14 protein-coding genes are annotated in these 14209 nt (G+C 62.1%); 5 read left to right on the forward strand and 9 right to left on the reverse strand.

Translation table 11 applies throughout. The features are described from left to right. Positions 1–84: 84 nt before the first annotated feature. On the reverse strand, positions 85–1188 hold the full coding sequence (locus tag F2982_RS15760; RefSeq protein ID WP_112719409.1) for a branched-chain amino acid ABC transporter substrate-binding protein: 1104 nt from the start codon (positions 1186–1188) through the stop codon (positions 85–87). Between the two features lie 520 nt (positions 1189–1708). Here F2982_RS15760 and F2982_RS15765 point away from each other — a divergent pair. Next, a complete protein-coding gene (locus F2982_RS15765) occupies positions 1709–2659 on the forward strand; it encodes an HD-GYP domain-containing protein (protein ID WP_203428400.1) in 951 nt (316 codons plus the stop codon). A 67-nt stretch (positions 2660–2726) separates the two neighbouring features. On the opposite strand, the gene F2982_RS15770 is transcribed toward F2982_RS15765, so the two are convergent. From F2982_RS15770 to F2982_RS15795, 6 genes are all read right to left on the reverse strand, one after another. Next, the gene (locus F2982_RS15770; RefSeq protein ID WP_112719407.1) at positions 2727–4052 is read right to left on the reverse strand and encodes an aspartate aminotransferase family protein; all 1326 of its coding nucleotides are present in this window, start codon (positions 4050–4052) and stop codon (positions 2727–2729) included. 316 nt (positions 4053–4368) lie between these two features. Beyond that, on the reverse strand, positions 4369–4686 hold the full coding sequence (locus tag F2982_RS15775; RefSeq protein WP_112719406.1) for a metalloregulator ArsR/SmtB family transcription factor: 318 nt from the start codon (positions 4684–4686) through the stop codon (positions 4369–4371). A 106-nt stretch (positions 4687–4792) separates the two neighbouring features. Beyond that, complete coding sequence (locus tag F2982_RS15780; protein WP_203428401.1) at positions 4793–5548, reverse strand: pyridoxamine 5'-phosphate oxidase family protein; 756 nt, start codon at positions 5546–5548, stop codon at positions 4793–4795. Positions 5549–5580: 32 nt separating this feature from the next. Then, positions 5581–6633, reverse strand: coding sequence for a choline ABC transporter ATP-binding protein (gene choV / locus F2982_RS15785; protein ID WP_199627237.1), 1053 nt, complete (start codon positions 6631–6633; stop codon positions 5581–5583). Continuing rightward, positions 6630–7475, reverse strand: a complete 846-nt coding sequence (gene choW / locus F2982_RS15790; RefSeq protein ID WP_112719403.1) for a choline ABC transporter permease subunit — start codon at positions 7473–7475, stop codon at positions 6630–6632. The genes choV and choW overlap by 4 nt, the downstream gene beginning before the upstream one ends. 76 nt (positions 7476–7551) lie before the next feature. Continuing rightward, positions 7552–8508, reverse strand: coding sequence for a choline ABC transporter substrate-binding protein (locus tag F2982_RS15795; protein ID WP_112719402.1), 957 nt, complete (start codon positions 8506–8508; stop codon positions 7552–7554). A gap of 237 nt (positions 8509–8745) precedes the next feature. Here F2982_RS15795 and F2982_RS15800 point away from each other — a divergent pair, with 237 nt between their 5' ends. Both F2982_RS15800 and F2982_RS15805 read left to right on the forward strand, forming a co-directional pair. Then, on the forward strand, positions 8746–9348 hold the full coding sequence (locus tag F2982_RS15800; protein ID WP_130277781.1) for a thymidine kinase: 603 nt from the start codon (positions 8746–8748) through the stop codon (positions 9346–9348). 65 nt (positions 9349–9413) lie between these two features. Then, the gene (locus F2982_RS15805; protein WP_203428402.1) at positions 9414–10487 is read left to right on the forward strand and encodes a hypothetical protein; all 1074 of its coding nucleotides are present in this window, start codon (positions 9414–9416) and stop codon (positions 10485–10487) included. Here the strand turns inward: F2982_RS15805 and F2982_RS15810 are convergent. Continuing rightward, a complete protein-coding gene (locus F2982_RS15810; protein ID WP_203428403.1) occupies positions 10484–11365 on the reverse strand; it encodes a LysR substrate-binding domain-containing protein in 882 nt (293 codons plus the stop codon). The genes F2982_RS15805 and F2982_RS15810 overlap by 4 nt on opposite strands. A gap of 95 nt (positions 11366–11460) precedes the next feature. Between F2982_RS15810 and F2982_RS15815 the strand changes: the two genes are divergently transcribed. Continuing rightward, positions 11461–12408 (forward strand): AEC family transporter, encoded by a 948-nt coding sequence (locus F2982_RS15815; RefSeq protein ID WP_203428404.1) that lies wholly within the window; start codon positions 11461–11463, stop codon positions 12406–12408. Between the two features lie 6 nt (positions 12409–12414). On the opposite strand, the gene F2982_RS15820 is transcribed toward F2982_RS15815, so the two are convergent. Then, positions 12415–13395: an SDR family oxidoreductase gene (locus tag F2982_RS15820; protein WP_203428405.1), complete on the reverse strand. Its 981-nt coding sequence runs from the start codon at positions 13393–13395 to the stop codon at positions 12415–12417. 152 nt (positions 13396–13547) lie between these two features. Between F2982_RS15820 and F2982_RS15825 the strand changes: the two genes are divergently transcribed. Then, a complete protein-coding gene (locus tag F2982_RS15825) occupies positions 13548–14177 on the forward strand; it encodes a GNAT family N-acetyltransferase (protein WP_246777462.1) in 630 nt (209 codons plus the stop codon). Positions 14178–14209: the final 32 nt, after the last annotated feature.

The raw sequence follows: 14209 nt of genomic DNA on the forward strand, positions 1-14209 counted from the left end.
GAACGGAATGCCGATTGCTCCTGGCTGCAAACAGAAAGGGCGCCTTGCGGCGCCCAATCCTTCAGTCTCTTGCTTGTGAAAAGCTTATTCGACCGGAACGGCCTTGCCGGCTTCCCACTTGTAGAGCTCGAAGCTCTTCGAGGAGAGGTCGCCGGTTTCGCCGTAGGTCAGCTTGCCGATGGCGGTCGGGATCGCTTCGCCGCCCTTGAGGGCGGTTGCGACGGCTTCCGCGTCTTCGGCGCTCTTGGCCTTTTCGATGCCGGCCTTGATGACTTCGACAGCGGCGTAGGCGTTCAGCGTGAAGGCTTCGGCCGGGATGTTCTTGGCGGCCAGCGCTGCGGCTGCTGCCTTGGAATCCGGGCTCTTCGTCGCGTCGGAGGCGTTGGTGAAGATCGTGCCTGCAGCGGCTTCCGTACCGATGTTCCAGAATTCGCTGTTCGACAGGCCGTCACCGCCGATGATCGTCGCCTTGACCGAGAGGTCGGCGAGCTGGCGGGCGAGCAGGCCGCCTTCCGGGTGGTAGCCGCCGAAATAGACGACGTCGACCTTTTCGGCCTTCAGGCGGGTGGTGAGCGCCGAGAAGTCCTTGTCGCCGGGGGTGACGGCGTCGTCGATGACTTCCTTGACACCGCCGGCATTCAGCGTTGCCTTGAAGTTGTCGGCGAGGCCTTTACCGTAGGCGCCCTTGTCGTTGATGATGGCGATACGCTTGTCCTTGAAGTGCTTCAGGGCGTATTCGGCAGCAACGGCAGCCTGCTGGTCGTCACGGCCGCAGGTGCGCAGGACGTTGGTCAGGCCGCGCTTGGTGAGGTCCGGCGACGTTGCCGTCGGGGTGACCATCAGCACGCCGTTTTCAGCGAGCACGTCGGAAGCCGGAATGGCGACGCCCGAGGTGACCGGGCCGACGACGTACTTGATGCCTTCGCCGACCAGCTGGTTGGCGGCGGAAACGCCCTGCTTCGGTTCGCCGGCGTCGTCAGCGGTCTTCAGGATGACCTTCTCGCCGAGGATGCCGCCGTTCTTGTTGATTTCGTCAACGGCGGTCTGCGCGCCGTTCTTCACCTGATCGCCGTAAGCGGCAACCGGGCCGGTGAGGGGCGCGATGAGGCCGATGGTGATATCGGCATGGGCAAGCGGTGCAAAAGCCAGCGATGCGAGCATCGCGCCAGTCAAAGTCTTCAGACTCATTTTTCGTTCTCCTTGGGTTGGGCTTTCGGCCCGCGTGACTGCCGCGACATCGAAACCGGTGCGTACAACAACCCTTTTGAGTTGCGCCAAGACGGCGGCTTCGGTGCGGTCAATGCGCCCGTCCGGTCATCTTTGACTTCAGCAGGCGCACGGCGATTTTCTAGGAATTCTCGCTTGATTTCGCAAGGAAATAACAAAACCACAGGCAAAATTGTTCTGGATTGCGCTGTGGGGACCGCCTTCGGCGCCATTTTCTTAAAAAATCACCGAATTTTTCTGATCGCTAGCCGGCATCTACCTTTGGCTATGTAGTCGCAACGATTTAATCCGAGAGTTGCAAATAATGCTTGGACTATACAAAGAATAACTACTGAATCTTTGTGTCTGAGAATATTCGTAAAATAGAACCGATTAACATTTGCATGCTATGAAGGTTGTAGAGGGGTGGCCGATCGCGAGTGTGTCTCAAGAATAAACTCCGGCCGGCAAGTCTAACCGTGCGTTAGGAATAAGCGTCTGAATGCTAAAGCGCATTGAAGCGAACCAGGTCAGGCTTGGGATGTTTATCGAGGCTGTCGAAGGGAGCTGGAACGACCCGTTGCTCGGGCGTCACCGGTTTCTCGTCAGACGCGAATCCGATGCCCAGCGGTTGCGCGGCAGCGGCGCTGCCGGCGTGGTCATCAATACAGCCAAGGGTGTAGATACCAACGGCTTGCGCTCCAACGTGGCCGCCTATGCATCCGAGGACCCGCGTGCCGTCGAGGCGCAGACCAAGGCCGCCCGCGAAACCATCCAGAAATCCGCCGAGCAGCTGGAGGATGTGTTCAGCAGGGTGCAGGGCGGGGCGGGCGTCGCGCTCGACGATATCGCGCCTGTCATCTCCGGGCTCTCGACGTCGCTCGACGACAATCCGGCGATCTTCCTCAGCGTCACCCGGCTGAAGTCGAAGGACGAGACGACCTTCCTGCACTCGCTGTCCGTCAGCGCCCTGATGATCCATTTTGCCCGCTATCTTGATTTCGACGAGGAAACGGTGCGCGTTCTCGGCATCGGCGGGCTGCTGCACGATGTCGGCAAGCTTGAGATTCCGCAGGAGATCCTTTCCAAGGAAGGCAAGCTCGACGACGAGGAGATGAAGCTGATCCGCAGCCATCCCGAGCTCGGCCACGCGATTCTGCAGCGGCAGGCGGGGATGCCAGAGATCGTCCTCGACGTCTGCCTCAACCACCATGAGCGGATCGACGGCCGCGGATATCCGAACATGCTGCCGGGATCGAAGCTCAGCATTTATGCGCGGCTGGCGGCGATCTGCGACGTCTATGACGCGATCACCTCGATCCGGCCTTACAAGCAGCCCTGGTCGCCTGCCGAGGCGCTGAAATGGATGCTCGGCCGCGAGGGCCATTTCGACACCAAGCTGCTGAAGCGCTTCGCGCTCTGCCTGTCGGTGTCCTCGGCGCCGAAAGTCTGAGACCGAGAAATGAAAAAGGCCTGCCGGAGATCAGCTCCGGCGGGCCTTTTCGTTTGTCTGGTGATGATCAGATATTGTTCTGCAGGATTTCGCGCAGCTTGCCGAACAGTTCGTCGATATGGTGCTTTTCGATGATCAGCGGCGGCGACAGCGCGATGATGTCGCCGGTGGTGCGGATCAGCAGGCCCTTCTCGTAAGCCTTCAGGAAGGCGGTGAAGGCGCGCTTGGTGGGCTCGCCGGCGATCGGATCGAGCTCGATGGCGCCGATCAGGCCGGTGTTTCTGATGTCGATGACATTCGGGCAGTCCTTCAGCGAATGCAGCGCATCGGCCCAGTAGTCGGAAAGCTCGGCGGCGCGGGTCAGCAGGCCTTCTTCCTTGTAGGTGTCGAGCGTTGCGAGTGCGGCTGCCGAGGCGATCGGGTTGCCCGAATAGGTGTAGCCGTGGAAGAACTCGATCATGTGCTCGGGGCCGTTCATGAAGGCATCATGAATTTCCGAGGTGACGAAGACCGCGCCCATCGGGATGACGCCGTTGGTCAGGCCCTTGGCGGTGGTGATCATGTCGGGCTTGACGTCGTAATACTGGGCGGCGAACGGAGCGCCGAGGCGGCCGAAACCGGTGATGACTTCGTCGAAGATCAACAGGATGCCGTGCTTGGTGCAGATCTCGCGCAGCTTCTGCAGGTAGCCCTTCGGCGGGATGAGAACGCCGGTAGAGCCGGCGACCGGCTCGACGATGACGGCAGCGATGGTCGAGGCGTCATGCAGGGTGACGATGCGTTCCAGTTCGCTGGCGATATCGCCGCCATGCTCGGGTTCGCCACGTGTGAAGTTGTTCTTGCCGGGCTGATGTGTGTGCGGCATGTGGTCGACGCCGGTCAGCAGCGTGCCGAACATCTTGCGGTTGGAGACGATGCCGCCGACGGAGATGCCGCCGAAATTGACGCCGTGATAGCCGCGCTCGCGGCCGATCAGGCGGAAGCGCGAACCGTTGCCCTTCACGCGGTGATAGGCAAGCGCCACCTTGAGGGCGGTCTCGACCGATTCAGAACCCGAATTGGTGTAGAGAACGTGGTTCATGCCCTCAGGCGCGATATCGACCAGGCGGTTGGCCAGTTCGAAGGCCTTGGGGTGGCCGAGCTGGAAGGCCGGGGCGTAGTCGAGCTCGCCCGCCTGTTCACGGATCGCTTCGGTGATCTTCGGGCGGCAGTGGCCGGCATTGACGCACCAGAGACCCGCGGTGCCATCGAGCACCTGGCGGCCGTCATGGGTGGTGTAATACATGTCCTTGGCGCCGACGAACATGCGCGGCTCCTTCTTGAACTGGCGGTTTGCCGTAAACGGCATCCAGAAGGCGCGAAGGTCGTTCGGGGTATTGAGGCGATTGGACATGCTGTTCTCCTGGCCGCGAGGCCCGTTCCCCGGGCCTGAGCCCGTATTTTTACCGTTCGGTCAAACTATCAGCGCGCATCGGGGCGTCAAGCCACCGCGCGCGTCTGCGACCAGAGTTTACCGCTCATTGCTACGCGCTTCGACGGCGGAGGGAAATACCGCCAGGACGGTATCATCAGGAACGAAAAAACCGGCAGATTGGGAAATCTGCCGGTCAAAGGAGTAGGGTTGACGTGCTGAAATACTGCGCCCGGTCCATTCCGGATTTATTCCATCGGCGGACCGGTTTTTGGCCAACGTTATGTCGGCGTGATCGTCAAGCCGCGGAACGGCTCCGGTTCTGGACAGCGTAGATGTCTTCGAGCGTTGCGAGGATCTTCATGACCGGCTCGGAATTGCTCGAGTAATAGATGGTCTGCGCGTCGCGGCGGGTCTTGACCAGCTTCTGGGCACGAAGCTTGGAGAGATGCTGCGACAGGGCGGACTGGCTGAGGCCAACCTGCGTTGCGAGAACGCCGACTGGAACTTCACCCTTCACGAGGCTCACGAGGATGAGCAGTCGCTTGGGGTTTGCCATTGCTGACAGAAGCGCGGCCGCCACATTAGCATGATCTGACAAGTCAGTAGTTTCCATTATTCCAATCTTCCTAATGCGAATTTTTCCGTATAGGCGCAGGGCGTTAGACGGGGTTTTGGCGGACGCCCGAAAAGTAGCAATTGGGCATGAAGATTGTATATACCTAAATTTCGGGTATCGAGTATGCTATTTTAGATATGTGTGGAATAATTTCCCCGGGATTTGTGACAGGCTCTTCAAATTCACAACGTGACAAGTAATCGCCCGAAATCACGTCAAAACCAGCACTATCCACGCCACAAACCCTCAAAGTCCCGTCAATTTTGCCCTTGAAACGGGTTTCAAGCGCCCTAAGCAGGTCCGGATGGTTGTCTACTAAATCTCGCACTATGTCGTCGGCCCTGGCCGCCACCGCATCGTTTGCCGGGGAGAGAATCGTCAGGTCCGAACCCTCCAGAATATAGGCCCGTCCGAAGCCGCCGTTGAGGCTGGCGGACTGCGGAAGCAGCCGGAAAAACCGGAAGTCGGGGAAGTCGATATAGAGCTTGGCCTTCGCATGGCGGTTCAGGAAACGTGTCCTGATGCGCTCGTGCAGCGGGGTGCCGCGCTCGACGCCTTCGGCAACGCACTGGGTCGTCAGCCGCGCGTAAGCCAGCGGATCGCCCTTGCCGGGTTCACCCGTCAGCAGCGAGGCGCGGGGATCGTTCTCCAGCGCCTTGGTGTGGGTCGAGAGCGCCGAGACGAGAATAACAGGCACGCCATCGATATCGGTGCCGAGAAGCACACGGCTGGCGAAGGGAAAGCCGGTCGCCGGATCGAGCACGGCGAGGCCGGCATAGCGGGCGGAGCGCAGAAGCGTACGGGCAAGCGTGCGAGCCTGCCCGTCGGTTTCCCGCAATACGGAAGCTTGATCTTTCATGTCCACTTTTCTGGCGGAAGCGGACGGAAGGATCAAGCCTGTTCTTTGCGCCGGTGGCGGGTGAGGCCGCTGACGATATCCTGCGCCGAAATCGTGCCGACGATCGCGCCGTTATCGACGACGCCGATACTGCCGGGCTGGCGGGCGAGCGCATCGAGAATATCGACGAGCGGCGTTGCCGGCTTGGCCGTGGCGCTGACGGTGCTGCCGGCTGCGGACTGGCCGAGACCGGGCTGCATGACGTCCTGCGCCGTCAGCATGTTGATCGGGTTCATGTTCTGCACGAAATCCGCGACATACTGGTCGGCCGGGTTCTTGACGATCTCCTGCGGCGTGCCGCACTGGATGATGCGTCCGCCTTCCATGATGGCGATGCGGTTGCCGATGCGGAAGGCCTCGTCGAGATCGTGGCTGACGAAGAGGATGGTCTTCTTCAGGCGGCGCTGGAACTCAAGGAGCTCATCCTGCAGGCGGGTGCGGATCAATGGGTCGAGGGCCGAGAACGGCTCGTCCATAAGCAGGATCGGCGCACCGGTCGCAAAGGCGCGGGCGAGGCCGACGCGCTGCTGCATGCCGCCGGAGAGCTCGTTGACCTTGCGGTTCGCCCATTTCGTCAGATTGACGAGTTCGAGCTGCTCGTCAACGCGCTTCTTGCGCTCGGCATCCGGCATGCCGGCAAGTTCGAGGCCGAAGCCGACATTGTCGGCGACGGTGCGCCACGGCAGGAGGGCGAACTGCTGAAAGACCATCGAGACGGTGTGCATACGCAGGTCGCGCAGACCCTTGGCATTGCACTTGTAGGGATCGACGGTGCCGGTCGCCGTGGAGACGCTGACGGAACCGCGTACCACCGGCGCCAGACCGTTGACGGCGCGCAGCAGCGTCGATTTGCCGGAACCGGAAAGACCCATCAGGACGAGAATCTCGCCTTCCTGGATTTCGAGCGACGCATCGGCGACACCGAGGACGAGGCCGGTGGCGGCGCCGATCTCGTCGCGGGTCTTGCCCTGATCGACCATCTGCAGGGCGGTTTCCGGTTTGTCGCCGAAGATGATGCTGACATTATCGAAACGAACAGCGGTCATGCGCCGTCTCCTTCACCCGTTACGCGGAACATGCGGTCGAGGATGATCGCCAGGATGACGATGCAGAGACCGGCTTCGAAGCCCTTGGCGACGTTGACGGTGTTCAGCGCGCGCACGACCGGCACGCCGAGACCATCGGCGCCGACGAGCGCGGCGATGACCACCATCGACAGCGACAGCATGATGGTTTGCGTCAGGCCGGCCATGATCTGCGGCGTGGCGAATGGCAGTTCCACCTTGCGCAGCACCTGCATCGGCGTGGCACCGAAGGATTCGGCGGCTTCGACCAGCGAGGGCGGGGTGGAGATGATGCCGAGGCGGGTGAGGCGGATCGGCGCCGGGATCGCGAAGATCACCGTGGCGATCAGGCCCGGAACCATGCCGAGACCGAACAGGATGAGCGCCGGGATCAGGTAGACGAAGGTCGGGATCGTCTGCATCAGATCGAGGATCGGCCGCAGTACGGAATAGACCCAGGCACGGCGGGCAGCGGCGATGCCGAGCGGAATGCCGACCAGCATGGAGACGAAGGTGGAGGCGAGCACGAGTGCCAGCGTTTCCGTCGTTTCCTTCCAGTAGCCCTGGTTGGCGATCAGCAGCAGCCCAAGACAGGTGAAGACCGCGACGATGACCGACCGGCGGATCCAGTAGGCAATGCCTGCGATCGCGAGGATCACGATCAGCGGATGCGGCGCCTGCAGCACGAAGAGCATGCCATCGATGACATGCGAGAGGATGAAGGCGAGTTGGTTGAAGAACCAGTCGGCATTGGTCGTGAGCCAATCCACGAAGGATTTGGCCCAGGCGCCAATCGGAATTTTAAAGTCAGTGATCCAGTTCAAGGGCTCGCCTATCCAAAAAAGGTGCAGAAATCAGATACGAAAGGGGCAGGGCGGCGAACCGCCCTGCATCTGCCAATCAGAGGCCGAGGCTCTTCTTGACGGCGGGCAGGCCATCGGCGCTGCCATCACGCGTCTTGACGCCTGCGAGCCACGGATCGAGCGCCGACGGGTTGGCCTTCAGCCATTCCGTTGCTGCCTTTTCCGGTTCTTCGCCGTCGTTCATGATCTTGCCCATGATCTGGTTTTCCATCTCGAGCGAGAAGACCATGTTCTTGATCAGGGTGCCGGTGTTCGGGCATTCGCCGAAATAGCCTGCACGGACGTTGGTGAACACCTTGGCGCCGCCGAAATCCGGACCGAAGACGTCGTCGCCGCCGGTCAGGTAGGTCAGCTTGAAGTTGGTGTTCATCGGGTGCGGTTCCCAGCCGAGGAAGACGACCGGCTTGCCGGCCTTCTCGGCGCGGGCGACCTGCGCCAGCATGCCCTGTTCGGAAGACTCGACGACTTCCATGCCCTTCATGCCGAAGGTGTCCTTGTCGATCATGTCGATGACGAGGCGGTTGCCGTCATTGCCCGGTTCGATGCCGTAGATCTTGCCGTCCAGGTCATCCTTGTGGGCTGCGATGTCCTTGAAATCCTTGATGCCGAGTTCGGCACCCTTGGCATTGGTCGCCAGCGTGTACTTGGCGCCGACCAGGTTCGGACCGTAGGATTCGACCGACTTGTCGTCGAGGAAGGGACGGACGTCCTTTTCCTGGGTCGGCATCCAGTTGCCAAGGAACACGTCGATGTCCTTGTTCTTCAGCGACTGGTAGGTGACCGGTACCGAAAGGACGGTGGTCTTCGGCTCATAGCCGAGGCCCTTCAATACGACGGAGGCGGTTGCGGTGGTTGCGGTAATATCCGTCCAGCCTACGTCCGAAAAACGGACGGTGGAGCAGCTGTCAGGGTCTGCGGCAAATGCGGCTGTCGCTACGGAAAGAGCGGCGACGGCGGTGGCTGTAATCAGTTTGGATGCGCTTGTCGTTCTCATTTATATAGACTCCCAGTCTTACGTCCCCAAGCCAACCATCAATAGCTGACATTTACAAGCAACCTCAGTGCATTTGCGGCGGTTTGGCATACTCGATTGCGACGTCGCGCAATTTTCCGTGAGGGCCGGGAAATCAAGGATTCCGGCCGTTTCAGCCGCGCGATTTCCTGTGATTATCAGCGCTGCGGTCTTTTCTTTCGCGATTCGAGCTTTCAAAAGCGGAGGACGGAGAAAACCATGGCCAAACTCTACTTCAATTACTCGACGATGAACGCCGGCAAGACGACGATGCTGCTGCAGGCCTCCTACAATTACCAGGAGCGCGGCATGCGGACGGTTCTGCTGATCGCCGCCTTCGACGAGCGTACCGGCAAGGGCATCATCGGCTCGCGTATCGGGCTGGAAGCCGAGGCCATCCCGTTCGAGGCGGAGACGGACCTCCTGCGTCTCGTCAAGGGTCTCTCCGGAGAGGGCGAGCCGATCGCCTGCATCTTCGTCGACGAGGCGCATTTCATGACGCGCGATCACGTCTGGCAGCTGGCCCGCATCGTCGATCGTCTTGGCATTCCCGTCATGGTCTATGGCCTGAGGACCGATTTTCAGGGCAAGCTGTTTCCGGCATCGGAAGAGCTGCTGGCGATCTCCGACGAGATGCGCGAAGTGCGCACCATCTGCCATTGCGGCCGCAAGGCGACGATGGTGGTGCGGCTCGACGCCGAGGGCAAGGTGCTGCACGAGGGCGCACAGATCGATGTCGGCGGCAACGAGAAATATGTCTCGCTCTGCCGCAGGCACTGGGACGACGAGATGAACGGGCGCTTCGTCGCCGAGGCCATCTAAAAGGGCGGATTTTCATCGGGCTTCCGACCGGCTAGCTTGAGGCCAACGATTCCCGGGAGAAACTGGTGCGCAAGGCTCCACCATTCGACAGCCTATTGGAGAGTGCCGCGGCGCTGGCCGGCGAGCTGCGCGACGAGGCCGCCGGCTGCGCCGCCTTCATCGCCGATTTCGCCCGCAACGAGGCGCAATCGGGCGATGAGGAGTTTCTGACGGAAAACCAGCGCTTCCAGAGCGCCGGTGCGAAGCGGCAGGCGCTCGACGGTCTGCTCGGTGAGCTCGCGGCCGAGCTCGACCGCCTTTCCGATGAGGTTTCCGAGGATCTCGACAGTTTTCGCGGGCTGACGCAGCGCGAGCGGCTGACCGGCTGGTTTTCGCGTCAGCGCATGTGGCGCCAGCACAGCCAGCGGGTCAGCGAGGCGCCCGTCGTCGAGCGGCTGCTCGATCTCTTCGCCAAGAGCGATGCGCTTTCCGGTCTGGTTTCGGCCCATCGGGGCTTCGCCGCCGAATGCCACAAGGCGGCCGAGAGCGGCGTGGTCGACATCATCGAACACCGGCGCCGCCTGGTGGATGCGATCGATATCGCCCGGATGCGGATGAAGGAGCTGAATGCCAAGGCGCTGACGACGCAGGGGCGCATCGGCGTCTATGGCGGCAAGGCGGATTGGGAGCGGCTGGAAGAGGAGCGCCGGGCACTGAAGGCCGAGGCGGAGCGGATTTCCAGCGAGGAGCAGGTGATGCGCGACGAGAGCCATCGCCGCGAACGCTTCATCACCATGTTCCAGATCTTCGTCGATGCGCTGAACGGCCAGATCGCGCTCTGCAACGTGCTGACGCGCAAGCTGATGGTCGATACCGAGGAGCGGCTGGTGCTCTATAGGGCGCAGGTCGATACCGACCGGCCGGGCGCCAAGGCCAAGATCAGCCAGACGATCTTTCCGCATATCGCAGCACCGATCTCGCTCTTCGAGCGGGGCATGCTGGTGCCGCAGGATATCGAGCAGCGCAAGAATGCCGCCGATCTCGCCTTCGAGAAGAAGTTCTCCGCCTTCGCACCCGCCGTCAGCATCGAGCACGATACGCCGCTGATCGACCTGACGAAGAAGCTGCCGCGGCTGAGATTGCGGTTCGGGCGTTCCTAAACGCGGAAATGCGACCCCGCGATCTCGAAGAGCTCTGACACGGCTGGATTCTTCGTGGCGATCGGGGCGCAGAGCACCACATCGAATTCCGGCGGGTCTTGCAGCGGCCGCGAGACGATCGCGTCGCCGAGATCGCTGCAGAGGGATTGCGGGATCAGCCCGACACCCAGACCTTCGCCGACGAGGCGGATGATCGTGTGCTGCAGCCGCGGTTCGAAGGCGAAATGCGGGACGGTGCCGCCGGTGGCGCAGAAGATGCCGATTGCCGAGCGCAGCGTTGGTGCGACCGAGGCGGGGGCTGCGATCAGCCGCTCGCCCTCCAGCCTTTCCGGCCCGATGACATCAGCCTCCGCCAGCGGATGGTCGGCGCGGGCGATGAGCCGCAGCCTGTCGCGGGCGAGAAGCTGCGTGCGCAGATGCGGCGCGTAGGGCGTGCCAAAGGTCACGGCGGCATCGAGCCTGCTTTCGACCAGCATCTCGTCGATGTCGGTCGGGATGCGCTCTTCGAGGATCAGCCGGACATCGGGCCGCACCTCGGAATGGAGCCGCACCAGCGCCGGAACGATGCTGTGGGCGGCATGCATCATGAAGCCGAGCTTCAGCTCGCCCTTGATACCGCTCGCCACCAGCTGCACGTCACGGCAGGCGGCATCGAAGCTCGCGAGCACGGTGCGGCAGTCCTTCAGGAAGTGCTTTCCGGCCGAGGTCAGCGTCACATTGCGGGAATTGCGATCGAACAGTTTGGCGCCGAGTGCCGTCTCGATCGCCGAGATCTGGCGGCTGAATGGCGGCTGGCTCATGTTCATCCGCGCCGCCGCCTGGCCGAAATGCAGGGTCTCGGCCAGCGCCACGAAATAGCGCATGTGGCGCGTATCCATTCGATACCTCCAAGGTATTGATGAGCGATCTAATCGGCATTGGAATATATCGATCGGCGGGCGTATCGACAATCTCGGATCTATCGAGTGCTGAGATGCTGACGAACCTGCTCATCGTATTGCCGATTTTCGCCCTGATTTTTGCCGGCTGGGTGGCCCGCAAGGCGGGGGCTCTCGGGCCGAACGCCACCCGCGAAGTCAACCGTCTCGTCGTCTATCTGGCGCTTCCGGCGTTGCTCTTCGACATCATGGCGAATGCGAAGCCTGCGGAGATCTGGCAGCCGGGCTTCATCGCCGCATTCACGCTCGGCTGCGCCGTGATCTTCGGCGGGACGCTGTGGTGGCGGATGGCGAAGGGGCGGCACCTTGCCGATGCGGCAATCGATGCTCTCAACGCCAGCTACGCCAATACAGGCTTCGTTGGCTTTCCGCTCATTCTGTCGCTGATGGGCGATACCGGCATGGGGCCGACGCTGATCGCCACCATCCTGACGGTCTGCGTGCTCTTTGCGCTGGCGATCGTGCTGATCGAAGGCGGGCTGCAATCGGAAACCCGCCGCCGCGACATCGCCCTCAAGACCTTCCTGTCGCTGTCGAAGAACCCGCTATTGGTGGCGCCGGTGCTCGGCGCGCTCGTGATGATTTCGGGCCTGCCGCTGCCGGCGCCGGTTCATGCCTTCCTGAAGCTGCTCGGGGGCGCCGCGTCTCCCTGCGCGCTGATTGCGCTCGGGCTGTTCCTGGCGGGAACGCAGGCGGGCAAGGCGAGCGGCCGGCTGTCGACGGCGGGCATCCTCGTCGGGCTGAAGCTTGTCGCCCAGCCTGTCGTGACCTGGGTGATCGCCGGGCCGGTGCTGCAGCTTCCAGCGATTGCCACGCATACGGCCGTGCTGCTCGCCGCGTTGCCGACGGGCACCGGTCCGTTCATGCTGGCGGAATTCTATAACCGCGAGGCGAGCCTGACGGGCAGGGTGGTTCTCGCCTCCACGGTGCTTTCTGTCGTGACGATCTCCATGCTGCTCGCCGTCAGCGGCACAGGCGTCTAGCTGCGGTCAACCGAGCGCGCTCTGCGCGGCGCAGATCCGGTCGATTAGCGCATCGAGCTCGCCCTTCGGCGGCCGGTTTTTCGCCAGACGCTGCTTCAGATGCATGATCGGTTCGGCCAGGATCTCATCCAGGCTTTCGGCGCAGGTGAAATCGCCCGCGACGCGCTTGATCTTGGAATTGTCGAAGATTGCCGTCCAGGCCTTGTCGCCGGTCAGCGGGCCGATCCAGTCGGGATTGTACTTGACCAGCGTGTCGGTCGGCACATGGACGATCTTGGCCTCGACGCCGAGCAGACGGGCGATCGCCTTCTGGATATCGTCCCAGATATGGGCGCGGTCGGAGGTGATATGGAAGATGTCGTTGAGCGCCGCCTGCTTGCCGAACAGGCCGACGAAGGGCACGGCGAAATCCACCGAGCGGGTCAGCGTCCAGGGCGTGTGGCCGTCACCGGCGACGATGGTCGGCTCGCCGTCCAGCATGCGCCGCGCCATGACATCGCTGTCGCCCATCATGATCGGCAGGCCGGTACGAACCGTGTGGCTGGGGCGGACGATCGTCCAGGCGAGATTGGTGGACTTCTTCAGCAGCTCCTCGCAGGCGATCTTCGCCTGGCTATAGGGCCAGTAGGGATTGATCGCCGGGGTTTCCTCGGTGATTACGTAATGGCGCGCCGGCTTCTCGTAGACCGACGCTGAGGAGATGAAGATGTACTGGCCGCAATTGCCGGAGAAGATCTCGATATCCCTGGCGATCTGATCCGGCGTGAAGGCGATGAACTGGCAGACGACGTCGTATTTAGCCTTGGCGAGATCGGCATAGGCGGCCGAGCCGAGTTCTCCTGTTATCGAGGCCACGCCGGATGGCAGCGGGTCGCCCCGGAGGCCGCGGTTGAAGACGCTGACCTTGTGGCCCTGCGCGACCGCGCGCTCGACGCAGGGGTAGGAAATCTGGCCGGTACCGCCGATGAAAAGCACGTTCAAAGCCATGTTGGGGACCTCGGTTTTCTCGGAAATGATGGTCCCATTTCATAGCCTGAAACAGAGCGAGCGTCTCCCTCAATACCATGGGGCGTTGCAAAAATCGGCCAAGCCGCTATTGCCTCGATAGGGAATTCTGCGGGCTGCCAAGTAGGGTGACGATGGAAACGAACGAGACGGTGAGTGCTTCAAATCCGGTTCTGCCGATGGGTTACTCGCTGGTGCCGAAGGGCAAGCTCGCCAATGCCGTCACCTGCCTGGAGATGCGGGAAAGGCCGGCTGGCGCGCCTTCAGGCGAACGGCCGGACCTGTCGCTCGAGCGGATGAGCGTGCCTGATATTGCCACCTATCGCCAGCTCTTCCGGGCAATCGGCGAGGAGTGGATGTGGGTGTCGCGGCTGGTCATGAGCGACGAGGAGCTCACCGCAACCCTCGGCGATCCCAAGGTCGAGGTCCACGTTCTCTTCTCCGGCGGCAAGCCCTCCGGCATGCTGGAGCTCGATTTCCGGCAGGCGGGTGAGTGTGAGCTCGTCTTCTTCGGCGTGACCAACGACATGATCGGCACAGGCGCCGGCCGGCATCTGATGAACCAGGTCCTGTCGATCGCCTGGGCGCATCCGATCGAACGGCTGTGGCTCCATACCTGCCATTTCGACCACCCGAACGCGCTGACCTTCTACCGCCGCTCCGGCTTCACGCCCTACGCCTTCATGGTCGAGGTCGCCGACGACCCACGCGTCACCGGCGTCCTGCCGCGCAACGTCGCGCCGCATATTCCGATCATCGAGTAAGGTCTCGACGCTTCGGCACTGAGCGGGTCGGC

It is taken from the genome of Rhizobium sp. BG4, from assembly GCF_016864575.1.
Taxonomy (GTDB): domain Bacteria; phylum Pseudomonadota; class Alphaproteobacteria; order Rhizobiales; family Rhizobiaceae; genus Rhizobium.

Excerpts from the sequence above, each read along its gene's own strand:
- F2982_RS15760 (WP_112719409.1), bottom strand. The coding sequence starts at position 1,188 with ATGAGTCTGAAGACTTTGACTGGCGCGATGCTCGCATCGCTGGCTTTT.
- F2982_RS15765 (WP_203428400.1), top strand. The coding sequence starts at position 1,709 with ATGCTAAAGCGCATTGAAGCGAACCAGGTCAGGCTTGGGATGTTTATC.
- F2982_RS15770 (WP_112719407.1), bottom strand. The coding sequence starts at position 4,052 with ATGTCCAATCGCCTCAATACCCCGAACGACCTTCGCGCCTTCTGGATG.
- F2982_RS15775 (WP_112719406.1), bottom strand. The coding sequence starts at position 4,686 with ATGGAAACTACTGACTTGTCAGATCATGCTAATGTGGCGGCCGCGCTT.
- F2982_RS15780 (WP_203428401.1), bottom strand. The coding sequence starts at position 5,548 with ATGAAAGATCAAGCTTCCGTATTGCGGGAAACCGACGGGCAGGCTCGC.
- choV (WP_199627237.1), bottom strand. The coding sequence starts at position 6,633 with ATGACCGCTGTTCGTTTCGATAATGTCAGCATCATCTTCGGCGACAAA.
- F2982_RS15795 (WP_112719402.1), bottom strand. The coding sequence starts at position 8,508 with ATGAGAACGACAAGCGCATCCAAACTGATTACAGCCACCGCCGTCGCC.
- F2982_RS15800 (WP_130277781.1), top strand. The coding sequence starts at position 8,746 with ATGGCCAAACTCTACTTCAATTACTCGACGATGAACGCCGGCAAGACG.
- F2982_RS15810 (WP_203428403.1), bottom strand. The coding sequence starts at position 11,365 with ATGGATACGCGCCACATGCGCTATTTCGTGGCGCTGGCCGAGACCCTG.
- F2982_RS15815 (WP_203428404.1), top strand. The coding sequence starts at position 11,461 with ATGCTGACGAACCTGCTCATCGTATTGCCGATTTTCGCCCTGATTTTT.
- F2982_RS15820 (WP_203428405.1), bottom strand. The coding sequence starts at position 13,395 with ATGGCTTTGAACGTGCTTTTCATCGGCGGTACCGGCCAGATTTCCTAC.
- F2982_RS15825 (WP_246777462.1), top strand. The coding sequence starts at position 13,548 with ATGGAAACGAACGAGACGGTGAGTGCTTCAAATCCGGTTCTGCCGATG.